Annotated in this window: 26 protein-coding genes and 1 pseudogene; 17 read left to right on the forward strand and 10 right to left on the reverse strand. The window is 45.1% G+C overall.

From position 1 onward, the window contains the following. The first annotated feature begins 31 nt into the window (after nt 1-31). Both ABF87_RS03485 and ABF87_RS03490 read left to right on the forward strand, forming a co-directional pair. Nucleotides 32-424 carry a hypothetical protein gene (locus tag ABF87_RS03485; protein ID WP_160827750.1) on the forward strand — a complete coding sequence of 131 codons (393 nt, stop codon included), beginning with the start codon at nt 32-34 and terminating at the stop codon, nt 422-424. Nucleotides 425-438: 14 nt separating this feature from the next. After that, nucleotides 439-1,383, forward strand: coding sequence for an alpha/beta fold hydrolase (locus tag ABF87_RS03490; protein WP_160827751.1), 945 nt, complete (start codon nt 439-441; stop codon nt 1,381-1,383). A gap of 31 nt (nt 1,384-1,414) precedes the next feature. Here ABF87_RS03490 and ABF87_RS03495 read toward each other — a convergent pair whose 3' ends face one another. After that, the gene (locus ABF87_RS03495) at nt 1,415-2,005 is read right to left on the reverse strand and encodes a hypothetical protein (protein ID WP_160827752.1); all 591 of its coding nucleotides are present in this window, start codon (nt 2,003-2,005) and stop codon (nt 1,415-1,417) included. Nucleotides 2,006-2,155: 150 nt separating this feature from the next. Next, on the reverse strand, nt 2,156-2,632 hold the full coding sequence (locus ABF87_RS03500; protein ID WP_160827753.1) for a hypothetical protein: 477 nt from the start codon (nt 2,630-2,632) through the stop codon (nt 2,156-2,158). Nucleotides 2,633-2,833: 201 nt separating this feature from the next. On the opposite strand from ABF87_RS03500, the gene ABF87_RS03505 reads away from it, so the two are divergent. The 3 genes from ABF87_RS03505 (at nt 2,834) to ABF87_RS03515 (ending at nt 3,984) form a co-directional block, all read left to right on the forward strand. Continuing rightward, complete coding sequence (locus ABF87_RS03505) at nt 2,834-3,013, forward strand: PIN domain-containing protein (RefSeq protein WP_160827754.1); 180 nt, start codon at nt 2,834-2,836, stop codon at nt 3,011-3,013. Nucleotides 3,014-3,363: 350 nt separating this feature from the next. Beyond that, nucleotides 3,364-3,597 (forward strand): type II toxin-antitoxin system Phd/YefM family antitoxin, encoded by a 234-nt coding sequence (locus ABF87_RS03510; protein ID WP_160827755.1) that lies wholly within the window; start codon nt 3,364-3,366, stop codon nt 3,595-3,597. A 12-nt stretch (nt 3,598-3,609) separates the two neighbouring features. Further along, on the forward strand, nt 3,610-3,984 hold the full coding sequence (locus ABF87_RS03515; protein WP_205012653.1) for a type II toxin-antitoxin system VapC family toxin: 375 nt from the start codon (nt 3,610-3,612) through the stop codon (nt 3,982-3,984). Between the two features lie 16 nt (nt 3,985-4,000). On the opposite strand, the gene ABF87_RS03520 is transcribed toward ABF87_RS03515, so the two are convergent. Next, a complete protein-coding gene (locus tag ABF87_RS03520) occupies nt 4,001-4,486 on the reverse strand; it encodes a VOC family protein (RefSeq protein ID WP_160827757.1) in 486 nt (161 codons plus the stop codon). 79 nt (nt 4,487-4,565) lie between these two features. Further along, entirely contained in the window at nt 4,566-5,528 is a 963-nt protein-coding gene (locus tag ABF87_RS03525; RefSeq protein WP_160827758.1) for a DUF5677 domain-containing protein, read from the reverse strand. Nucleotides 5,529-5,842: 314 nt separating this feature from the next. Here ABF87_RS03525 and ABF87_RS03530 point away from each other — a divergent pair, with 314 nt between their 5' ends. Both ABF87_RS03530 and ABF87_RS03535 read left to right on the forward strand, forming a co-directional pair. Then, nucleotides 5,843-7,450 carry an ABC-F family ATPase gene (locus tag ABF87_RS03530; RefSeq protein ID WP_160827777.1) on the forward strand — a complete coding sequence of 536 codons (1,608 nt, stop codon included), beginning with the start codon at nt 5,843-5,845 and terminating at the stop codon, nt 7,448-7,450. Between the two features lie 16 nt (nt 7,451-7,466). Then, nucleotides 7,467-8,714 (forward strand): OFA family MFS transporter, encoded by a 1,248-nt coding sequence (locus ABF87_RS03535; protein ID WP_160827759.1) that lies wholly within the window; start codon nt 7,467-7,469, stop codon nt 8,712-8,714. Between the two features lie 142 nt (nt 8,715-8,856). On the opposite strand, the gene ABF87_RS03540 is transcribed toward ABF87_RS03535, so the two are convergent. Further along, complete coding sequence (locus ABF87_RS03540) at nt 8,857-9,183, reverse strand: hypothetical protein (protein WP_160827760.1); 327 nt, start codon at nt 9,181-9,183, stop codon at nt 8,857-8,859. 467 nt (nt 9,184-9,650) lie between these two features. Further along, nucleotides 9,651-9,938 carry a hypothetical protein gene (locus ABF87_RS03545; RefSeq protein WP_160827761.1) on the reverse strand — a complete coding sequence of 96 codons (288 nt, stop codon included), beginning with the start codon at nt 9,936-9,938 and terminating at the stop codon, nt 9,651-9,653. 972 nt (nt 9,939-10,910) lie between these two features. Here ABF87_RS03545 and ABF87_RS03555 point away from each other — a divergent pair. From ABF87_RS03555 to ABF87_RS03565, 3 genes are all read left to right on the forward strand, one after another. Continuing rightward, a complete protein-coding gene (locus ABF87_RS03555; RefSeq protein ID WP_160827763.1) occupies nt 10,911-11,066 on the forward strand; it encodes a hypothetical protein in 156 nt (51 codons plus the stop codon). A 671-nt stretch (nt 11,067-11,737) separates the two neighbouring features. After that, nucleotides 11,738-12,163: an integrin alpha gene (locus ABF87_RS03560; RefSeq protein ID WP_160827764.1), complete on the forward strand. Its 426-nt coding sequence runs from the start codon at nt 11,738-11,740 to the stop codon at nt 12,161-12,163. A 59-nt stretch (nt 12,164-12,222) separates the two neighbouring features. Next, nucleotides 12,223-12,477 carry a hypothetical protein gene (locus ABF87_RS03565; RefSeq protein ID WP_160827765.1) on the forward strand — a complete coding sequence of 85 codons (255 nt, stop codon included), beginning with the start codon at nt 12,223-12,225 and terminating at the stop codon, nt 12,475-12,477. A 255-nt stretch (nt 12,478-12,732) separates the two neighbouring features. Here the strand turns inward: ABF87_RS03565 and ABF87_RS03570 are convergent, their stop codons facing one another. Together ABF87_RS03570 and ABF87_RS03575 are read right to left on the reverse strand one after the other, a co-directional pair. Beyond that, nucleotides 12,733-13,338 (reverse strand): class I SAM-dependent methyltransferase, encoded by a 606-nt coding sequence (locus ABF87_RS03570; RefSeq protein WP_160827766.1) that lies wholly within the window; start codon nt 13,336-13,338, stop codon nt 12,733-12,735. A 56-nt stretch (nt 13,339-13,394) separates the two neighbouring features. After that, the gene (locus tag ABF87_RS03575; RefSeq protein ID WP_160827767.1) at nt 13,395-13,799 is read right to left on the reverse strand and encodes a DoxX family protein; all 405 of its coding nucleotides are present in this window, start codon (nt 13,797-13,799) and stop codon (nt 13,395-13,397) included. Nucleotides 13,800-14,016: 217 nt separating this feature from the next. On the opposite strand from ABF87_RS03575, the gene ABF87_RS03580 reads away from it, so the two are divergent. From ABF87_RS03580 to ABF87_RS03590, 3 genes are all read left to right on the forward strand, one after another. Further along, nucleotides 14,017-14,409 (forward strand): YciI family protein, encoded by a 393-nt coding sequence (locus ABF87_RS03580; RefSeq protein WP_160827768.1) that lies wholly within the window; start codon nt 14,017-14,019, stop codon nt 14,407-14,409. Nucleotides 14,410-14,444: 35 nt separating this feature from the next. Beyond that, nucleotides 14,445-15,188, forward strand: a complete 744-nt coding sequence (locus tag ABF87_RS03585; RefSeq protein ID WP_160827769.1) for a glutaredoxin — start codon at nt 14,445-14,447, stop codon at nt 15,186-15,188. Between the two features lie 196 nt (nt 15,189-15,384). After that, entirely contained in the window at nt 15,385-15,579 is a 195-nt protein-coding gene (locus ABF87_RS03590) for a hypothetical protein (RefSeq protein ID WP_160827770.1), read from the forward strand. Nucleotides 15,580-15,687: 108 nt separating this feature from the next. Here the strand turns inward: ABF87_RS03590 and ABF87_RS03595 are convergent, their stop codons facing one another. Then, nucleotides 15,688-15,957, reverse strand: a complete 270-nt coding sequence (locus ABF87_RS03595; RefSeq protein ID WP_160827771.1) for a hypothetical protein — start codon at nt 15,955-15,957, stop codon at nt 15,688-15,690. A 101-nt stretch (nt 15,958-16,058) separates the two neighbouring features. On the opposite strand from ABF87_RS03595, the gene ABF87_RS03600 reads away from it, so the two are divergent. From ABF87_RS03600 to ABF87_RS03620, 4 genes are all read left to right on the forward strand, one after another. Continuing rightward, on the forward strand, nt 16,059-16,361 hold the full coding sequence (locus ABF87_RS03600) for a type II toxin-antitoxin system RelE/ParE family toxin (protein ID WP_160827772.1): 303 nt from the start codon (nt 16,059-16,061) through the stop codon (nt 16,359-16,361). Between the two features lie 19 nt (nt 16,362-16,380). Then, on the forward strand, nt 16,381-16,683 hold the full coding sequence (locus ABF87_RS03605) for a helix-turn-helix transcriptional regulator (protein WP_036526706.1): 303 nt from the start codon (nt 16,381-16,383) through the stop codon (nt 16,681-16,683). 1,282 nt (nt 16,684-17,965) lie between these two features. Beyond that, nucleotides 17,966-18,925 carry a tyrosine-type recombinase/integrase gene (locus ABF87_RS03615; RefSeq protein ID WP_160827774.1) on the forward strand — a complete coding sequence of 320 codons (960 nt, stop codon included), beginning with the start codon at nt 17,966-17,968 and terminating at the stop codon, nt 18,923-18,925. A 329-nt stretch (nt 18,926-19,254) separates the two neighbouring features. Beyond that, entirely contained in the window at nt 19,255-20,331 is a 1,077-nt protein-coding gene (locus tag ABF87_RS03620) for an HAF repeat-containing PEP-CTERM protein (RefSeq protein WP_160827775.1), read from the forward strand. 238 nt (nt 20,332-20,569) lie between these two features. Here the strand turns inward: ABF87_RS03620 and ABF87_RS14735 are convergent. Further along, nucleotides 20,570-20,845 (reverse strand): annotated as a pseudogene (locus ABF87_RS14735) (ISKra4 family transposase); the annotation flags it as partial. Nucleotides 20,846-21,209 lie beyond the last annotated feature (364 nt).

Genomic DNA, 21,209 nt, shown 5'->3' on the forward strand with positions numbered 1-21,209 from the left:
ACTGCCTCTTTTGCACAGAAGGAGAAATGACATGGACAAACTTGGACTTCCAATCGTTCTGCTGGCGGCGTTATGGGGCGCGGTCAATACGACGCTGAGCTTCTTTCAGATCATCAATGCCCGGCGCGACATGATGTTCGACCTGATCGACAAATGCGGCTATTGCCTGGAGCAAACGCTCGGGCCGATCGAAATCTATTTCACCAATCTACTGCCGCTGTCGCTGGGCAACATCATTTTTCTCAGCTTGATCAGCTATGTGATTCTCTCCATCCCACACCACATGAGAATTGATGACGATGCCGAAGCCAAACGCCTAAAAACCGCTTGCGTCGCAATCGCCGTGCTGCCCATTTTTGGCGCGATATCGTTTGCTGTGGGCGGAATATTCGATATGGTCATGCTGGTTCGAGCACTGAAATGAAGAATAATTTCGTCATGAAAATAGTTATCTTTATGTGCCTGGCTGCAGCTTTGAGCTTGAGCGGCTGCGCGGTCATGGATAAAAATACCCCCGGCTGGGCGCAATATCGCATACCAGATCAATCCGATGACCTGCGGCTGGCATCCAGCAGTACCGGCACGGGAGAGCCGGTACTGCTCATCCACGGCTTTGGCGCGAGCAGCTATAGCTGGCGGCATGTCATTGCGCCACTGGCGCAGAAGTACCGTGTCATCACGATCGATCTGAAAGGCTTCGGCGATTCGCCGAAACCCCGCGATGATGCCTATTCCGTTTATGAACAGGCCCGGTTGGTTCGCAACTTCATTCTCGACAACGATCTCAAGAATCTCCATATCGTTGGCCATTCCTATGGCGGCGGTGTGGCGCTGGCTGTGTCGATTTATTTAGCGGCATCGAATCCAGAGTTGCAAAAAAGCCTGGTGCTGATGGACAATATCGCCTATCCGCAGGAATTGCCCGACTTCGTAAAAATACTCGCCACCCCGATTCTCGGCCCTCTGCTCATCCACACGCTTCCCGATACTTTCCAAGTCAAAGACCTGCTGAAAAAAGTCTATTTCAACGACGACCTGATCCCGCAAGACGCCATTGATCACTATGCCGCCGATCTCGGCAAGCCGAATGCCAAATACGCATTACTCACCACTGCGCGGCAAATCTTACCCCGCGATTTGCAGGAATTCTCGAACAATTACCCTAACCTGAGAATTCCCACCTTGATTGTCTGGAGCCGCGAGGATGAGATCGTACCTCTGGCTATCGGCCAACGTTTGCATGAACATCTGCCTAATTCCAAACTCGTCGTCCTGAGCGATGTCGGTCATGCCGTGCAAGAAGAGAAACCAGCGCTGTTGTTGCCGCATTTGCAACATTTCCTGGATGACCAAACACAACATCACGCTGCACCAAGGCACTAAGCTCCTGTAAGAGTGAGAGATATTACAGAAATCACTTGATATATCGAATCATCATGGATGTACTTGTATCCGAAGCTTTCAGTAATACCGAACGATGCTGATCGATGGCAACCCATTGTCCGTGCCCGACAATAATATTCGCTGGCGCCGGCGGCATGCATGCGCGTTGTGTTTGCTGCTCTTCCGGAACGGCGCAGGCTAATTCATACAGTTGCTGCGCCGCGGTTATTTCATCAGTAGGAATAGCGGCATCGCGTGGAGAAGGGCTTTTATTACGCCCGCCGGTTATATTTCTGGAATAACTCAATTGACGGAAAGTTGGCGTATCTTCGACTTCCATGCGGTAAATCGTGCTGCGCCCATTCGGTGCCGCCTCCTGCTTGGTATACACAGTCTCATTGACGGGCACATAATCTTTAGCCTGCAGAATCTTCGCTATCGCTTCCGCTGGCGTATTCAAGGAAATACCTGCGATTTCGATTGCTTTCAAAGCATCTTTTTCCACACCAGAATTCTGATTGGCTGAAACCGAGAAACTGATAATCATCGCGACCATCATCGATGCCAGTCGGAACATCAAAGAATTCTTTCGTGCACCTAATGAAGAAATAATTCGCATCATCAACCCTCCTTAAGACATTCATGGAACATACGCTCAGCCGGTAAGCCCATCACTCGGAACCTATATTCTTGTACAGCATAATCTCCAACCGTTGCTAATAACCCAATTATTAAATGCAAAAAGCGCGTAGCAATTTTTGAAGTCTATGAGCTAATTTGACTTGTTAGGTTTTGGTGACTTGCTGTCTTTATACTCATACCGCTGCACTGTTTTCATCAAATATTCGATCGTTTTGAGGTGTTCTTCTCTTTCGGCCTTTAAAGCATCCGCAGCTAATTCTATGGCTATCAGCTTTTCCTTTAACTCAAAAATAGAACTCTCCTGACCTTTTAACTCACTTCTGATTGAATTGATCTCGTTAATTTTGTCGGCGTCTTGACGTGATGAAATATAACTCTGGCCTAGAGACATTGCAGCAATCATTGTGGTTATCACGGCGACATAGAACATCTTGCTTGATGTTCTCTTTTGATCCTGATGTGATTTTGCGGCGAATAACGCCGTAACAAACGGTATTTCACTCTCCACTGAGCTTTTATTGGCGCGTTCAATAATCTCCTCTACCGAAGCTGAAAGATATTCAGAAGCTGTAGGCGTTCCCTGCTTATTCACAAACTCAGTATTCATTATTCAGCGCTCCCCAATATGAAAAATAACGTGGAAGTGAACGTCAGTACCATCATGCCCAACTTGCATACCAAAGTGTACACTCAGATTGTGTACACAGTATTAGCAAAGGATCATCGATGAAAAATATTACATTAAGCGCATGAGCCCCGAAAATTCTCAGCGTTTTCTGCAACAGATTCTATCCCCCTTTGGCGGATCATGCCCAGCCTGACGCTTTACCAACGCGGCCTTAATCTGCAAGCGCGCTATGATTTTAGTTTTTACGATGCCTTGATGGTTGCTGCAGCCCTTGAATCCGGCAGCACGCGTTGTACACGGAAGATTTGCCGCACGGCCCAAATCGAGGGATTGCTGGTTAAGAATCCTTTTGTTGATTGATTTGGGAAGAGATCTCACAAATAAAAAAGCCGATAAGCTGACGCGGTGACCGGCTATGTCCGTACAATCGATATCCAGGATGGTTACATGCTGCTAAAGCCCAGCAAAATCACCGATTACGAACTCTCCATCAGTTACTGTTACAGTATTTCCTGTCTGAATTACTTGGAAATTCGTTGGAATTCCTAATGTCATCCTAACCTATCATGACTTGGCACCTTGCCTGAAACTGCCCCGTTTTTTTGTAACTTTCATGTGAAAGTAAAGTACGACCTTATTTGTTTTTGCTGAGGCGAATAGCAAAAAGTATAATTCTTGACCACCATTCTTGGTCAGATTGGAGTTAATCAATGAAAACTTACACCATTTACAACGCCAAAACCCATCTTTCTCAGCTCATCGAGCAAGCTTGCGCGGGTGAAGAAGTAGTGATCGCCAAAGGGAAGAATCCCATCGTTAAATTGGTACCTGTGGCTTCAGCGCCGCACAAGCGGCAATTCGGTGCCATGCGCGGCAAAGCCACAGTCACTGAGGCTTTTTTTGAACCGTTGCCGGACGAAGAATTGGCAGCTTGGGAACAATAATTGAAAGCTTTGATGGATACGCATACTTTGCTGTGGTGGTTGGACGGCGACGAACATTTATCAATCATTGTCCGCCGTTGGATTGAAACGGATGAGCACCGCATTCTGATCAGTGCGGCATCCGCTTGGGAAATTGCCACCAAAGTGCGTATCGGTAAATTACCCGGCGCTCAAGCCGTGGCAGCAAATTTTCATGCCTGTGTGATCAACCAGGCATTTACGCCGCTCGACATCACAGTCGATCACCCCCTACGTGCCGGCAGCTTACCCGGTCCACACCGCGATCCGTTTGACCGCATGCTGATTGCACAAGCACAAGCCTTGAACATACCGCTCATCAGTAACGAGCATCTGTTTGATCACTATGGTATCCAACGCATTTGGTAATCAGATCGCCCGCATCTCAACCGCGAAATGCCGCTTCGATTGCGGCAATGTCGATTTTCTTCATCGTCAGCATCGCATCAAACGCTCGTTTGGCGGCTACGCGATCAGGACTGGTGTATGCTTTCGTCAGGACAACCGGCGTAATCTGCCAGGAAATACCCCACTTGTCCTTGCACCAGCCGCACTCGCTCTCCTGGCCGCCGTTACCGACGATCGCGTTCCAATAGCGATCCGTTTCACTTTGATCCTCGGTCGCCACCTGAAACGAAAAAGCTTCGTTGTGCGTGAACGCAGGTCCGCCGTTGAGTCCGATGCACGGGATGCCTATGACGGTGAATTCGACAGTCAATACATCCCCTTCCTTTCCCGATGGATAATCCCCCGGTGCGCGATGCACCGCGCCGACTGACGAGTCGGGAAACGTCTCGGCATAAAATTGCGCAGCACCCTCAGCATCGTTGTCGTACCAGAGGCAGATCGTGTTCTTTGCAATTTTGGTCATGTCATATCTCCTTTGCGTTTAGCTACGTAAGACGGATGCATAAAAGATAATCTGTTAAATCAGAACCAGCGCCAGCCTATCATTCAATGCCGCCATCATTTTGATCCGGCGGAACGCTTTCAGCTTCTGCCTTACACGGACTGGCCGATCTGTTAGCCGACATCTTGGCTACGAGGTATCCCTCGTGCGCTTGGGAAGCAGCATAGTTCCTTTCTTTTAGGTCTTCGAGCACATCGAATACAGGGTCGAGACTAGGATGGTTGAGCAGCTCCACATATTCCATCAGAGTTTCGGCAATCAAATGAGTGAGACTATAAATGGCCTGCGGTCTTGGGTTCTTGAATTCGAGCCTCGGTCGAAAAATCCCAGGCGATTCACATTCAAGGTGATATTGCAGAAGATCTTGCCAGCCACCGTGAACATTCCGTGACGGACCGCCGAAGATTGCCAAGTAGGCATCTCCAAGCCCGATATCCTTCGCCTTCTCAAACAAGTTCTTCTCACCCCAGTTCCGAATTTTCTTCGCCGGCAATTCCTCTTCCTTCAGGAGTGAGTTCTCGAATGTCCTTGCGATAGAGCGGAGCATTCGCTCCTCGATTGGAAGCACCTCTCCAGCACGGGCGTCGATATTCGACTTAATAAGAGCGGCGAGCTCTTTCTCGTGCTGCAGTGAGTATAAGAGGTATGAGCGGATTAACTCAGGAGAGGAGTTTCTGACCAAGAACCGAAGGTTGATGACACACTCGGCAAGCAGTCGAACCAACACTGAGAGCATTTCCTCCCGGTGCTCAATTGATTCCTCCATCGCGAACCGCATCAGCTTGAACATGCGAACCAAATTACCACCCAGGACAGCCTGCTCCACGTTCCACGCTTGGATGGGCCCGACGCAAATGTTCGCGAGAACGCATACATAGCTCGCGGCTTCGCGAAAGAGGTTGAATGCTACTTCGAAGTGCTTGCTTTCACGAGTGAAGGAAGCAAGGTCAGTCCATTCTATTCGTGTCTTTTCGATCGCGGCTAGCGTAGATTCGAGCGACATGGCACTACTAGTTAACTAAAATTAGACGTCTGAAATGTTGCGATCTATTACGTCAAGTGTAAAAATTAATCCTGAAGCATTCATTGCCATCTCCTTATTCTTTATAGACTTATTACTGCTTTAAGTTGCAACACAAGCAGACTTTAAATCCCTACCCCAAAATTCCAAACTTACGCAGCATACCCCCCAATCGCCGTTTCATGCAATCGGTCATCGATTCTGTGGCTCAACTCAAACCATACCCCAGCAAACCCATTGAAAAACGTTTAAAATGTGCGCCCCTTTCTTGTAACCATCATCCGCAGGTACCCGTTTTGATCACAACCGCCAATATCACCATGCAATTCGGCGCCAAGCCGCTGTTTGAAAATGTTTCTGTCAAATTTGGCGGGGGTAACCGCTATGGGTTGATCGGCGCGAACGGTTGCGGCAAGTCGACGTTCATGAAGATTCTCGGCGGCGATCTGGAGCCGACCGCCGGCAATGTCTCGGTCGACAGCGGCGAGCGGGTCGGCAAATTGCGGCAGGATCAATTCGCGTTTGAAGATTGTTTGGTGATCGACACGGTGATGATGGGCCACGCGGAGTTATGGCGCATCAAACAGGAGCGCGATGCGATTTATGCCAACCCGGACGCCACTGAGGACGATTACATGCGCGCTGCTGAATTGGAATCCGAGTTCGCCGAGCTGGATGGCTATTCCGCAGAAGCGCGCGCCGGGGAGCTGCTGCTTGGGGTCGGCATTCCTACGGCCCAGCATCAGGGGTTGATGAGCGCCGTAGCACCCGGCTACAAATTGCGCGTGTTGCTGGCGCAGGCGTTGTTTTCCAATCCTGATATTCTGTTGCTGGACGAGCCGACCAATAACCTCGATATCAATACCATCCGCTGGCTGGAAGATGTCATCAACGCCAGCAGGAACACCATTATCATCATTTCGCACGACCGGCATTTTTTGAACAGCGTGTGCACGCACATGGCCGATCTGGATTACGGCGAGCTGCGCATCTATCCGGGTAATTACGACGATTACATGACCGCTTCGACCCAGGCGCGCGAACGCATGCTGACCGATAACGCCAAGAAGAAAGCGCAGATCGCCGATTTGCAGTCGTTTGTCAGCCGTTTTTCCGCGAATGCGTCGAAAGCCCGGCAAGCCACCAGCCGTGCGCGGCAGATCGAAAAAATCAAGCTGGAAGACGTCAAGCCTTCAAGCCGCCAGTATCCATTCATCCGCTTCGAATTTCACGACAAGGAAAAATTACATCGCCTGGCGGTTTCCATCCAGAGCATCAGCAAGCGTTTCCCCGGCATGGAAAAATCATTATTCAAAGACTTGAGTCTGAATATCGAAGCCGGCGAGAAAGTCGCCATCATTGGCCCGAACGGTATCGGCAAAACCACGCTGCTGCGTTGCCTGGCCGGTGAATTGATGCCGGATCACGGCGAAATCAAATGGGCAGAGAAAGCAAACCCCGATTACTTCCCGCAAGATCACGCGGCCGATTTCGCAGAAGAATTGTCATTGACGGAATGGATGGATCAATGGCGGAAGGGCAGTGACGACGATCAAACCATCCGCGCTACGCTGGGCCGGTTATTATTCTCCGGCGACGATGTCAAGAAATCCACGCGCGTGATTTCCGGCGGCGAACAAGGCCGCATGCTGTTCGGCAAGCTGATCCTGAAAAAACCGAACGTGTTGCTGATGGATGAACCGACCAATCATCTCGACATGGAATCCATCGAATCGCTGAACAGCGCACTGGAGAAATATACCGGCACGTTGGTTTTCATTTCCCATGACCGCGAGTTCGTTTCTTCACTGGCTACGCGGATTCTCGAAATGACACCGGACGGCATCAACGATTTCAAAGGCAATTACGACGATTATCTGAGATCGCAAGGCATCGAATCATAAAAAAGGCACGGACGGCATGGCTGAGACAAGATGCAAATTATTCGGCATCGATGCCGAGAAAGGTCGATGGATATTGGTTGTGGTGGGATTATTGATCAATATTTGCCTGGGATCGATTTACGCCTTCAGCATTTTCAGAAAACCGTTGGAATCCTTATGGGGCATCACGTCGAGCCAAAGCGGCTATCCATTCATGGTTTTCTTAGCGGTATTCGCATTGGCGATGCCGATTGCAGGAAACTTGATGGCGAAATGGGGCCCAAGAAATACCGCCATGCTGGGCGGTTCACTGGCCGCAGGAGGATGGATTGCCGCCAGTTTTTCTCCAGATATCATGACCCTGACCTTATTATATGGCGTCACCGGCGGCGCTGGCGCTGGCATCGTCTACGGATGCCCGATTGCGGTGGTCGCCAAATGGTTTCCGCAAAAAAGCGGCTTGGCGATCGGTTTAACGGTGATGGGTTTTGGCGTATCCGCTCTGATCGTAGCTCCTCTTCTGAAAGCAATGATCGACAACCCCGCCATTGGCATCCTGAATACCTTTCTGTATGCGGGCATCGCTTTCCTTGCGGTAATCCTGCTGTTAGCGCAGCTATTGAGTTTTCCACCTGCCAACTGGAGTTCTGCTGACATAAAAACGGAAATCGGCGGGGCCGTTTCTCTACCCAGCTCGAACCTGAGCAGACGAGAAATGCTGAAGACGCGCCATTTCTATGCGCTATGGACGACCTACACCATCGGATGCCTGGCGGGACTCATGGCCATTGGGATAGCATCTCCAATGGGAACGGAAGTGGCTAAGCTGGATGCGGCCATGACAACGCTCGCCGTTTCTTTATTTGCCATATTCAACGGTTTGGGACGGCCCTTGTTCGGCGCCATCACCGACAAGATCGGCCCGAGGCATACTGCAATGACGTCATTTGCGATGATACTTAGCGTGTCTTTGCTGGTTTCTTTGTTCGGGCACGGCAACGCAGTGCTGTACTTTTTCGCATTCTGCGTATTATGGATGTGCCTCGGAGGATGGCTTGCGATAGCACCCACGGCCACAGGAATTTTCTTTGGAAAAAAACATTACGCGCAAAATTACGGACTCATTTTCACAGCCTATGGCGCAGGCGCCATCCTAGGAACCCTGATATCCGGCAACATCAAGGACATCACCGGTAGCTATTTAGGCGCATTTCCGATCGTTGCCGCACTGGCAATTCTTGGAATGATTGTCGCTGCCGTTGGGTTAAAGCCTGTAAAAAACTAATAAGCGGCTTTGGGGTTGGGCGCTACTAAGCTAAGCAGTTGATCCTAATAGTTTTCCCGGCCTCAATCCTCGCCCGATCAAGTAATTATATTTCAGTATCTTATGAACAAACCTCTGACTTTTTAGCAAAGGTTAACGACATTCAATTCTGTTTATTCTTCTCAGAATGTTTCATTTCTTTTTGATTATTATCTTTAATTGGTTTTCCTTCATGAGCTTGTGATTTAATCTTGGCCTCTAATGCATCCGCTCTTTTGTCCGCAGTGTCATTACACTTTTTTAAGCCTTCAAAATCTTTTGAATTCTGGAGACACTTAATGCGATCTTCTGTTATTTGTATTCTTTCCTTACCTCTTGAAATTTCACGATCTCTTTCTTTGTCAAAATCAGGATCTTGATTTACAGCCATGGCGATTGAAGAGAAAAATAGCGTCAGAAATATACTTACTGATAAATTTAAAAATTTCATTTTTACTACCTCGCATAAAAAAGAGTAAGAACTATATTTATCTTTTTTATGTTTATCTGTACGGAACTTAACTTTATATCTTGCTCGGATTAAGAGGAAAGTTGAGATCAGGAAATGATGAATACGGCTTATTTGAGGCAGTCAGAAGGATTAAAGACTCCTCCTGACTGTTTTTGTGTAAAGAAATTATGCTTATTGCGTCCTCATAAAACGCAATACTTTTATCGGCAAAATTTGTATGGTATTTAGAAATTAACAATCATTCTGATGAAATGAGACCTTTGCAAAATCAGAAAATTTTCTATTTCCCTGTGATTTCCGATTTATTTGCTTGTCATGGGGATCTTTAAGCTATTTGTACAGTGAAAAAACAGTGCTCCCAACCGCAAGCAGCCGCATTATTAAATGTTTCCACTGATTCAGTCCAATTTTGTCAGAAAGGTACAAATGTGCATTACGACCTTACCTCAATGCTGATTTCCAGGCTTGCCGCTAGGTGATGGTATTCGTGGTCGCGGGGTATTTGTGGTAACCCCAGCCGGATCACTAGGATCAATTCTGACTGGATCATTAGGACTCGCTAATCCAAAATCACTTTTCATATCTGCTTCATTCCCGGAATCACGCTTTTTGCTTCTTTCTCTTTGATCCCGTTTATCAATCAATTCCGGCGCGTGAGATTGCGCAAAAACGGCCAGACTAATCATTAACCAAAACCATGAAATCAATAGGCTTAGCGTTAACTTTTTGATCATTCCGGTTCTCCATTTAACTTTTGGTAATAAAAACGATGGTACAAATCTGAATTTCATTCTATTCAATTAAAGATAGTTCCTAGACTCTCTTTTTGACCGAACTGGGAGTCTTACTCCAGAAATCCGTTTAGGAATGACCCAGCCTAAAACCGCAGCATTACCAAATGCTTCTACCGATTCAGTTCAATTTGCTCTGAAAGTACGAGGCCATCCATTTGCAGAACTGGTCTATAAAACAGACACCATGATACTGCCCACGCTGCACATCCTTGGAGCAATTCAGAAATTTTTCTAATTATTTAAAAGATAAATAATTACTAAAACAATAGACGGAACCCCCAGAAGCCATGCAAGAATATATTTACCCATTTTCTTCTTTTCCTTTTTTAAATGAAAACTCAGCTACTGATTCTAGTGAACATTTAAATCAAAGAATGTGCGATAACGTACTGATCACAACGGATTGAGAGAGCCTATCTGGTTATTTGAAGGAAAAATTCTTGATGGCAGGAATAGATATAGAGCTTGTATTGAAACCAGAACCGCAATCAGAACCCGTGAATATGTTGGTGAAGATCCGCTCGGGTTCGTTGTTTCAATAAAGTATCCCACCGCAAGTAGCGGGGTATTAACTGCGCCCTTCAACCTGGTGGTTTTCAACCAGCTTTCCCCCCAAGGGGCAGGGAATTGTACCCACAGAGATTAAATCTAAAACGCAGGCATTTGGATACTGCCCAGCGTGCGATGGTGGCTAGTCGGTTGGCTACGCTTGAGGTTGGGTCAAATCAGCATACCGAAATTTCAGCGCCTCTCAAACAGAGGCAGCGGAAATGCTAACGTATCAACTGATCAGCTCAGTTTGTCAGAAAGGTACTTGACCAAGGCCCAGAAGAGCTTATTGAAAAAATTGATGCTGGTGAGATAGCCGTCAGCGCAGCCGCGAAGATTGCGGGATTACCAAAAGAAGAGCAGGTGGAAATAGCTAAAGCCGTTGAAGATGAATTAGGAAATAAGCAAGGAAAAAGAACAGCAGAAGTTGCTGCAGAAAAATCAGGTTTTAGTAATAAAGAAACTTACAGGCAAGCTAAGAATCAGTGCATACACTTACGCAATCCCCCTTACAGATAATTAAGTCAAAGGGTGGAATAATGAAGCCGTCATGCAGTCTCTATTCACATGACTCACCGCACCGGCCAGCGCTAAAGCGTAGCCGGATGGCTGGAAGCTAAAGAACCCGGTGTGCCCTCCTCCGATCTTGACCTCTCTCTCACCGGGTTCATCGTCACAATATAGGTAGTTTTTATTCATTGCTATCTTCGGGATTTCCTTACACTGCCCCTACACAAAGCTAATAAACAAAAAAGCACTTAGGATGTTATTCACTAAGTGATTGATTATTTGGTGAATCTGGCAGGATTTGAACCTACGACCAAGGGATTATGAGACGCAGATAACAAATACAGCATCAATTATATCAACCACTTACAATGCTTGCCAAGCACAAACCCAGTGTCATTCAGCCTCAAATGGCGGTATTTCTACCATAGTTTGGCACAAATTTGACACAGTGATTTTTATTGGCATTATTCTGTCTTAAATAATGAATAGACAGACAAAACGACGTGGTATGGTATCTTCCAAGATTGAGCTTATCTTCATAAACGCATTGCAAATCATAAATTAACCATAGCCAAGGAAATTATTTGGGCATAGTATCTTCTGGTTTGCTTTACTAAACAGTTAGAAAGGCAATTTTAACCAATAAGTTAGTAAGGAGTTCTCTGAAGGAGTCTCTAATCATGGCAACTACGGTAATTAATTTATCCAGCCTCAATGGTAGCAACGGTTTTCTTATAAAAGGAGAATCTTTACCTGGTTTACCGGGGTTCTCGGTCAGCAATGCAGGTGATTTCAACGGTGACGGTTTTGACGATGTAATAATCGGCTCTCCTCACTTCCCTTCAGTTCCCGAGAATGAATATATACCCGGCTCAAGTTACATAGTTTTTGGTAAGGCTTCCGGTTTTGGTGCTACAGTGGATTTATCAAGCCTCGATGGCAGTAATTGTTTACATTTGGAAGGGGCGGTAACAGATGATCGATCTGGTAGATCAGTCAGCAGTGCCGGGCTGGATGGATTTATCTTGCTGGCGGCATCGAATCGATGCATTAGGCTGTTTTGTGGCTTCTCGTACATTGCATCTATTCATGAACTCTTATACTAATTTAATCTCTACGGGTACAATTCCCGTCCGGCATTAGGAACTTATTGAAATGTGCATTGATGGCTAATCAATCGTTATTGTTAGCAAAAAGTATCGAGCGACACGATAACACAGACTGGGTTAGAGCATTTTTAAATGACTTAACGCCCAAAACCCTACTGGATGAGAAAATATGGCCGAAGCTGCGCTCAATGATGAAGCTGATTCCTCAAGGCGATATTTTACCCGCGAGAGCATGCTTTGCCGCTCCTTCTGATTCTCCTAATATTGCAGTAACCCCCGTTTTTAGTGCTAAAGCTATTTGGTATACCTAGCCAATGTATGTGCTGCGGTAATGATAAATCTCAACAAAATCGCGATAATTGAGCAGGCTTATGAGCTTATTCCGCATGGAATGAGCCAGTCAGAAACGAAACGGCAACAAAGTTGCCGACGATTATTCCTAAGTTCACATAAAATAAACCGACACCTTGCTGGCAAGCATTTATATGCTTTAGTTGGAAACCTATCCAGAAGAGTGATGGTAAATTTTACAGGCTGAATGATGTTTATGATGAAACCGGTGCAGCTTAAATTTTCTGCGCTATCCAGTAAGTATGCCCTCCACAAGCGGAATCGGACTGCGTATGTTTAAGAATGACAAATCCATGTTTTTCTAACAGGACACGATATTCACCCGTATCAAGGCTGGCATGGAACATCCGCGCGGTATCATGCCCGAACATTGGACTCCATGCTTCCCCGTCTTCCGAACCGCTGCTGAACAGCAAAATTCCTTGCGGTCGACAATATTTTGTAAACACGGTAAACATCTCTCGCTGGTCATCGCGGTTGAGATGAAAAAAGCTGTCCCATGCGATGATGGCGTCGAAAGTTTCCGGGCTTTGAAATTGCCGCATATCTTGCAATATCCATTCATGGTCCGAAAAACGCTTCCGGCATAATGAAATCATGCGGGGAGAGCCGTCCACACCTATTATCCGGCACCCCATGCTTATCAGGTATTGCGCGATAGGCTCTCCCGTTCCGCAGCCTAAATCCAGAACGGATGCTTTTTCAGGAAGATGAGATAAAAGAAAATCCAGACATGAACGCTCAAACAAAGATTTGTTGCGTGCAGAATCAAACCACTCGGCGATATCGTCATATATAGACAGGACGGTTTGTTTTTCCATTTGTGTTTGCGTAATACGCGCTGCACAAAGTACTTTTTGCCTGATCGCTAAAGCTTCTAATCAGGTTTAACGGCAAATCTACCACTTCCAAGAAAGAATACTGCAAGTCCTGTCAGTAAAAAGAAAACCTGCAATTCCAGCGCATAGCCACCGTGATCGGTTAATGTGAATAATTGACTGCGATGGGCCAGCACGATTGCAAAGATCATAGTACCGAAAACAAGCAACCCGCCAAGCCGAGAAAAGATTCCAAGAATGATCATCAGCGCAGCAATCACTTCTCCCAAATAAACGCCGTACGCCAAAGCCTGGGGTAAATCCATGCTGGTAAGCTGTTTGCCGATAAAATCGAGAGAGCCTGGATTGAGTACCTTATGGACGCCATGAAACAGCATCAGTACGCCAACGGTGAGACGTAATGTCAATTTACCCAGGGTATCACTTTGAAATGGAAGATTCATATGCTTTTCTCCTTGAGCTTTGTGAGTGTCGATTATATTGAACCGCTAATTTAAAGGAAACATTGATAGGTATTCGTGTGTCTCTATTTAAAATAGTGACGGTTTTCAAACGCCATAAGTGCCCTGCGTTTTAACCGTTGAAGAAATTTTATTAAACCGGAAATAGCCTTTCGTTTGTATGCTGGGCTGATGGGCCGACCGAACAAGGAGATCGACGATGCGTGTGATGGTGTTAGTGAAAGCGACTGAAGATAGCGAAAAAGGCTTTGTCCGAACTGCCGATACGATGGAGATGATGGAAGCAATGGGCAGATTTAATGACGAACTGGTCAAGGCAGGCATCATGAAAGATGGGAACTGTGACGGTCTTACGCCCTCATCGCAGGGTAAACGTGTCGCGTTCGATGGTCCTATTCGTACGGTTATCGACGGACCTTTCTCTCACCCCCGCGAGTTGGTTGCCGGTTTCTGGCTTTGGGAGGTCAAAGATATGGAGGAGGCGATTGCCTGGGTGAAGCGCTGTCCCAATCCCATGCCAGGGCCGAGTGAAATCGAAATTCGCCCGCTGTATGAGATGTCTGATTTTGAGAAACCACACATTGGAACTTAGAGCGCTTCAATACAATACTTCACTGGAAAAATAAAATGTCCATAACTGATCAAAAAAAAGCCAAACTCTATCGTATGGTGATGAAAGATCATATTTGCCCTTATGGCCTCAAATCGAAGGATTTACTGGAACGCAAGGGCTTTGATGTCGAAGATCACCATCTTAAGACGCGTGAAGAGACCGATGCATTCCGGAAAGAGCACGATGTCGAAACAACGCCTCAAACATGGATCGATGGTAAACGTATTGGTGGATACGATGAGTTACGTGAGTATTTTGGTGAAAAAATTACAAAAGATGACGAAACCAACTATAAGCCCGTAATAGCTATATTCTCCGTTTCCTTTCTAATGGCCGTGGCGATGAATTGGAAAATTTACGACACATTTCTGACTGTCCACACTATAGAATGGTTTATTTCGATTGCGATGTGTTTGCTTGCAGTTCAAAAACTGCAGGACATCGAGAGCTTTTCCACAATGTTCCTGAACTACGATCTTCTGGCTAGAAAGTGGGTGCGATACAGCTATTTTTATCCCTTTGGAGAAGCAACTTCTGGCATCTTGATGATTTCAGGCGCATTGGTTTGGTTATCTTCTCCGATAGCGCTGTTTATCGGCACTGTTGGTGCGATTTCTGTGTTTAAGGCCGTCTATGTCGATAAGCGCGAATTAAAATGTGCTTGCGTCGGCGGCAATAGCAAGGTTCCGCTTGGCTTTGTGTCCTTAACCGAAAATCTGATGATGATAGCGATGGGAGTTTGGATGTGGCTTAAATAAAGTATTCTCCGCAAGCAGCGGAGTATTAACTTCACTTTTCAATCTGCTGGTTTTCAACCACCTTTTGTCCCGGAGGAATTAAACTCGAAGAGATTCATAGAAGAATTGATCTAACTCTAATTACTCGAAACGATTTCTAAGGATTATAAACAAAAAGACCAATACTCAGATACAATATTGGTCTAATCTGAGTTTAATGAATCAACCCAAAGCTGCTCTACGCAAGGAATATCTTTTATCTTTAAAAGCGCTACTGATAGTAGCTATCACCAGATATCCTGTGAAAAATAATATTCCCGTGCTCATTCCTTCAAATAAAATCAAAGCGGCTGAGGCTAGAACACATATCAAAACCAAACCAAGAGTAATTGCTGTGCTATTACCAGCGTAATTCGTACTCATCTATAGCGCTCCAGAAAAAGTTTATAGAAAAACATCTGAACTAATTAGAATTCAAACTTAACAAAAAGTTTACATTAAATTCACAAATTTTTCACATTTATTTCACAGATAATTTATAAATCATTTTCTGACTGATTCTTCTCGACAATCTAGCTTTATTTATTTCTTTTTTGCCCGGTATTAGTAGCATCTTGTGTCCCCGGTACATCATTTCGTCATAGAACACTTGGTTCCTGAGTGCCCCTTCGGCAAAAAGCTTCCATTGCGCTTCATGGTCTTTGTAAATGGGTAGCGCATGACGCTTGCGCACTTTAGGTACGAGAAACAGCGGCAGTCGTTTCTTCTTTTGGAAGAACGCCTTGATCATTGATTTGTTTTTCTGTTGGAGGTTGCTGGTTGGCCTGAAATAAGGCAGTCACTCGAAAGACCGTCTTGACTATTGTTATCTCATATTTGATAACTTTAATTATGACATGGAGGATCAAGTTCTATAACGAGAAGGTCGAAGCGGAAACGTTGGCATTGCCAGCTGGGATTCTCGCCAACTTCTTGCGTATCGCAGAACTCATCCAGGAATTCGGTCTCGATTTGGGACATCCTCATACTGCCCCGTTGGGCAAAGGATTATCCGGAGTCCGAGCCAAGGGACGTGAAGACATTTCCCAGTCGGTATTTTGTACCGTCAGAAACAAGGAAATCGTGATTCTGTTAACGGTGATCAAGAAGGACAATAAAATACCGAAATATTATATGGAAACGGTACAAAAATGATTAAAAGAGGTACAAAGCAATGACCAATAAACGTCCAACATTCGAAAAATTTCGGCAAACGGCTTTACAAGATCCGGAAGTCAAAACCGAATATGACGCACTCTCAACGGCGTTCGAAATGAAACGCCAGATGATTGCTTTGCGTAAAAAAGCCGGTGTAACGCAGGAGCAGATGGCCAATCTGCTGGGTACCAAGAAAAGCAATATCTCGCGCCTGGAAAGCTTGCACTCGAATGTTTCGCCGAAACTGGCTACCGTCGAGGATTACGCCCGTGCACTCGGTTATTCGATAAAAATAGCATTTGAGCCACGCATTCACTGAATCTCGTGTGCCGTTACATCGACAGGTCGTAATCGTTGTTTCGGTGAAGTGATGGTTTGTTATGCCTGGATTGATGCAGTTCAAATTGCTCTTGAAGCGGGCTTTCATTTCTGGCGGCAATGCTGAAACAGCATCGTTTCCAGGTGTTCGATTTCTTTGTTCCGGTCGTGCCGCACATTCTTGATATTCAGTTGCAAAGCACGACGCTCTTCCAGCTGGCGCTGAATCAGATTGTCTCGTTCCTACGTGTCGCATATTAATGCCTGCCAGGCTTCCGTTCGTTTTAATCCACCACTTGGCCATGTTGTCCGGTCAGGCGATCCCACAGGCCCCGGATGCCTTATTTAACCGGCCGTGCCGGTCTTCGCTTTCCTGTTACCAACGTCGTTGTTGCGTTTCAGTAAGATTTTGCCGTTCAGTTTGATGCCGTGCTTTCATTCTTACTTTCTGTTCCAGCAGCGGTTCCATACGCATATGGCTGTGTTTCCGGATCTCGGCAGTGATGATTCCAAATCAACCCAGTAAATATCAAGTTGGCTAAACTCAGTCATTTGACAGTCCATCTGATAGAACTGTGTTCCATTCCTTTAATTCTTGAACCGGAAGAAATCCTGCCTGGCATGCTGTTGAGTCAGTAAAGGACAACTGAATCAGCTTGATGAATCGAATCAGGAGATACATGTTATTAAATGCAGGATATGAAAGAAACCCAGCACGCAAAGGAGGAAGAAATGTGCTGGGCTGTAAGCAAGGAATATGAAAAAGTAAATTAGAAGGAGCTACCATCCGTCTACGCAAAAATTAATGCGCTGGTAGCTGCGGTCTGCATCTACGAAGATACGTAAGTGCAAATGAATCATACTCTTTGTTCTAATTAAATGCAAATGATAATTATTCTCATTAATAAATTAGTTTCTTTCTAATTCAGATCGATAAAACTCTGTCATTTGCAAATCCATCTGATACTCAGGATCCGCGGCTTCATTCTGGTTTACTTTAAGCAAAGCTTACTTAAAATGATTCAATTGATGTATGCATTACGATTCTGACCAACTATATTAGTTGATCATGTAAAACTCTCATTACCCGATGTAATTATCGATGGAGGTCTTATAAGATGTTCGCCTTAAAATAAATACAATACGATCATACTTTACGGTGTTCTAATATTAGGATCTATTAATCCGCATAATGATATTCATACATGTGATAGTGTCCTTTATCACATGTATGAATCATAGTAAAATTCAAGCATCCAAATTGCTTTTTTACCCAATAAAAAATGTCGAATCTAACTTCTCTGACTAAAATTTGCTGTTCCGCACTGGTCACAACTTCCGGTGATCGAGCCAGACTTAGATTTTTGGAATTCTTCGCATCTAACATTCGCAATCCACATACTCGTCGTGCTTATGTTCGTGCAGTTATGGATTTTATGAATTGGTGTCAAACGGAAGCTCAAGTTGTCGCATTGATCGATATTGAGCCATTACATGTAGCCGCGTGGATTAAATTACAAACTAGACGATTATCGGCGCCAAGTGTCAAACAACATCTTGCAGCCATACGTCATTTATTTGATTGGTTGGTTGTCGGCCAGATTGTGGCAACCAATCCGGCATCTTCTGTCAGAGGACCTGCTCATCGGGTTAAAACCGGTAAAACTCCCATTCTGGATAGTGAAGATACCCGGCAATTATTCAACAGCATTGATGTCAGCAAACCTTCCGGGTTAAGAGATCGTGCACTCATTGCATTGATGGTCTATTCCTTTGCACGGATTGGCGCTGCTTTAGCGATGAAAGTTGAAGATGTGTATACGCAAAACAGGAGGCTCTGGGTGCGTCTGCATGAGAAAGGTGACAAACGGCATGAAATGCCCTGTCACCATAATTTGGAAGAATATTTAAGTGCATATATTAATGAAACCAACTTACGTGATGACCCGAAAGGTTTTTTATTTCGTACTATTGGCCGAGGAACCGGACAACTAACCTCCTCTCCCCTAATGCAAGCCAATGCCCATGCTATGATACAAAGACACATTAATAAATCTGGCATAGCCACAAAAGTTGGCAATCACAGTTTCAGAGCGACTGGTATTACTGCATACCTAAAAAATGGCGGAACTTTGGAAAAAGCAGCAATTATGGCCAATCATTCGAGTACTCGAACGACACAATTATATGACCGGCGACGCGATGAAATGACGCTCGATGAGGTCGAAAGAATTATGATCTAAATGGTGTTAAGATTTATTAAATCGCAGATAAACTGCAATTCACCTTTAAAGCTCAAGACTCTCTCGGCTCGGGGAGAAAACTATCCGTCAAAATAGGGCAACTCTATACCGTAAAAATCTCATAAGAGTTTGAATAATGCTACCCCTTATGAAATACTCAACTCTATTTCAATCAATCTCTCTGTAAACAACCCTGAGATCTCTTACAAATAAGAGGAGTATCGTAAATGAAATTTTCCCCACTTCTTAAGCACTTTGCACTCATATTTGCTAGCATTTCGACTGCCTTAATACCTGCAGTTTCTTATGCTAATTAGTCAATCAGAGGATTGGACATTTTCCCTATTGCGCTTAATAACTCAGGTCAAGTATTAGGATCATCTAACGGCGATTATTTCATTACAGGTCCTAACGGTTCGGGCATAACAAAATTTGAAACATTAGGTGAAAGTCATACCATAGTTTCTGACATTAACGATCTCGGCCAAGTCGTGGGGTCTTCAGAGCCAGCTAATGGTTTATTTCACCAAGCATTTATTAGTGGTCCAAATGGAGTAGGTATTACATACTTGGATTCTCGTGGATATGGAAGTGACGCTGCTGCCATCAATAATTTGGGTCAAGTAGCCGGAGAATATTATACGCCTGATGAGATAATTATAATTAGAGATAATCCTTTCATCACTAGCCCTAATGGGGTTGATATGAAAGATATAGATGTTAGTTATTGGAGCGGTGACGTCAGTGCTATCAATGATTCCGGACAAATGGTAGGATCAACGGTCGGACCTGCTTTCATCACAGGGCCGAACGGAATGGGTGTTACTTGGCTAGATACTTTGGGTGGATATCACAGCGCCGCAAATGACATCAATGATTCCGGCCAAGTGGTAGGATATTCATTCACTTACCACGGATTATGGTTTGAGCGTCACGCTTTCATAACAGGCTCTGATGGCGTAGGTATGACCGACTTAGGTACGCTGGGTGGCAATAATAGCGAAGCCATGGGTATTAATGATTTAGGGGAAGTCGTAGGAGTGGCGTTTGCAAAAGATCCTTATGAACAGCATTCTTTCATTTTTAGCCATGGTGGGATAACCGATCTTTCATTATTAGATGCTGCCGTTTCATCCGGTTGGACTAACCTGGAAGTGATTGATATCAATAACAACGGGCAAATCATCGGAAGCGGTTCGTTAGATGGTGTTCAACAAGGATTTTTGCTTTCCTATACTCCCGATACCATATTCACCCCTATCCCTATATTTATTCCTCCGCCAATTCCTGAACCTGAAAACTACCTGATGCTACTCACCGGTTTAGGCTTTATTGGTTTCTTTGCGCGGCGTAAAAAAGTGGTTGAATGCAATACGGACAAAATTCCGGAACATGCTCCAGCATAATTTATTAAGGGTCTTAGGGTCTGTTTACGTTTTGAAATAAGTGTTTCATAGAAAGGAGCAAACTGGAGCCACTTACAATGTTGGCGCCAAGGAAAACCGTATTTTTCTGTTCAGCCAGGAGTGTTTCCGGGACTAATTTGTCATAGTGCTTCTCTACAGATTGCGATTCACCTGTAAGCGGTGCTTCATTGACGCGCAATAAGGAGAGCATAAAAAAGTGGGGTGTATTTTTTCCAAATCATGCCGCCATTTTCAAAATTGATGCAGGTCCTTCCGCATTTTTCTCGATCTTTAACCCCGGATACCAGCGTTCAAAGTGACGGTGTAAATCGTTATTCAGAACCGCCGTTCTCGTTTGTAACAGATAATGGACGCCTTTATGCGTCCATTGTATTTGCTGCTTTTTAACCATTCGTTTGGCGACAACTTCGTTAATCGTCGACTCCACAAAACTGGTCGAAATTGCTTCGCCATAGCGCCACTTCTCGCCATAATTTGGGATCAAGCGTTGATTATTTCGAATATTAATATCCAATTCGTCCAAGTGCTTTAGAAATTTTTTTCGGTTTGTATAGCGAATTGTTTCATCAACGCTAATCACTACACAATCTTCGATTCGGTCTAACGGTATTGGAGTTGTGATTAATCATGTTGTAGTTGTAGCCAGCAGCGCCAATATCTGTAACTGCCTAGACAATTTCAGACCATTTGCCCGATAAATCGGAACCTGAAGTTATTTTTTCAGAGTGGTAAGCGCTGTTTTTGTTAGTTGGATTTTCCTGATTATTTGGGTGATCACGATAGCTATTATCATATAGCCCGTGGGTAGTTATAATCTTGCCAGTACCTATCCCACTGACCTGTCTGGAAATTTCCTA

Origin of the sequence: Nitrosomonas sp. JL21, assembly GCF_009833095.1 — a bacterium.
In the GTDB taxonomy this organism is placed as follows: Bacteria; Pseudomonadota; Gammaproteobacteria; order Burkholderiales; family Nitrosomonadaceae; genus Nitrosomonas.

Bases quoted from the DNA above. Each gene is read 5' to 3' on its own strand.
- ABF87_RS03485 (WP_160827750.1), top strand. From the start codon at position 32: ATGGACAAACTTGGACTTCCAATCGTTCTGCTGGCGGCGTTATGGGGC.
- ABF87_RS03490 (WP_160827751.1), top strand. From the start codon at position 439: ATGAAAATAGTTATCTTTATGTGCCTGGCTGCAGCTTTGAGCTTGAGC.
- ABF87_RS03495 (WP_160827752.1), bottom strand. From the start codon at position 2,005: ATGATGCGAATTATTTCTTCATTAGGTGCACGAAAGAATTCTTTGATG.
- ABF87_RS03500 (WP_160827753.1), bottom strand. From the start codon at position 2,632: ATGAATACTGAGTTTGTGAATAAGCAGGGAACGCCTACAGCTTCTGAA.
- ABF87_RS03505 (WP_160827754.1), top strand. From the start codon at position 2,834: ATGCCCAGCCTGACGCTTTACCAACGCGGCCTTAATCTGCAAGCGCGC.
- ABF87_RS03510 (WP_160827755.1), top strand. From the start codon at position 3,364: ATGAAAACTTACACCATTTACAACGCCAAAACCCATCTTTCTCAGCTC.
- ABF87_RS03515 (WP_205012653.1), top strand. From the start codon at position 3,610: ATGGATACGCATACTTTGCTGTGGTGGTTGGACGGCGACGAACATTTA.
- ABF87_RS03520 (WP_160827757.1), bottom strand. From the start codon at position 4,486: ATGACCAAAATTGCAAAGAACACGATCTGCCTCTGGTACGACAACGAT.
- ABF87_RS03525 (WP_160827758.1), bottom strand. From the start codon at position 5,528: ATGTCGCTCGAATCTACGCTAGCCGCGATCGAAAAGACACGAATAGAA.
- ABF87_RS03535 (WP_160827759.1), top strand. From the start codon at position 7,467: ATGGCTGAGACAAGATGCAAATTATTCGGCATCGATGCCGAGAAAGGT.
- ABF87_RS03540 (WP_160827760.1), bottom strand. From the start codon at position 9,183: ATGAAATTTTTAAATTTATCAGTAAGTATATTTCTGACGCTATTTTTC.
- ABF87_RS03545 (WP_160827761.1), bottom strand. From the start codon at position 9,938: ATGATCAAAAAGTTAACGCTAAGCCTATTGATTTCATGGTTTTGGTTA.
- ABF87_RS03560 (WP_160827764.1), top strand. From the start codon at position 11,738: ATGGCAACTACGGTAATTAATTTATCCAGCCTCAATGGTAGCAACGGT.
- ABF87_RS03565 (WP_160827765.1), top strand. From the start codon at position 12,223: ATGGCTAATCAATCGTTATTGTTAGCAAAAAGTATCGAGCGACACGAT.
- ABF87_RS03570 (WP_160827766.1), bottom strand. From the start codon at position 13,338: ATGGAAAAACAAACCGTCCTGTCTATATATGACGATATCGCCGAGTGG.
- ABF87_RS03575 (WP_160827767.1), bottom strand. From the start codon at position 13,799: ATGAATCTTCCATTTCAAAGTGATACCCTGGGTAAATTGACATTACGT.
- ABF87_RS03580 (WP_160827768.1), top strand. From the start codon at position 14,017: ATGCGTGTGATGGTGTTAGTGAAAGCGACTGAAGATAGCGAAAAAGGC.
- ABF87_RS03585 (WP_160827769.1), top strand. From the start codon at position 14,445: ATGTCCATAACTGATCAAAAAAAAGCCAAACTCTATCGTATGGTGATG.
- ABF87_RS03590 (WP_160827770.1), top strand. From the start codon at position 15,385: ATGAATCAACCCAAAGCTGCTCTACGCAAGGAATATCTTTTATCTTTA.
- ABF87_RS03595 (WP_160827771.1), bottom strand. From the start codon at position 15,957: ATGATCAAGGCGTTCTTCCAAAAGAAGAAACGACTGCCGCTGTTTCTC.
- ABF87_RS03600 (WP_160827772.1), top strand. From the start codon at position 16,059: ATGACATGGAGGATCAAGTTCTATAACGAGAAGGTCGAAGCGGAAACG.
- ABF87_RS03605 (WP_036526706.1), top strand. From the start codon at position 16,381: ATGACCAATAAACGTCCAACATTCGAAAAATTTCGGCAAACGGCTTTA.
- ABF87_RS03615 (WP_160827774.1), top strand. From the start codon at position 17,966: ATGTCGAATCTAACTTCTCTGACTAAAATTTGCTGTTCCGCACTGGTC.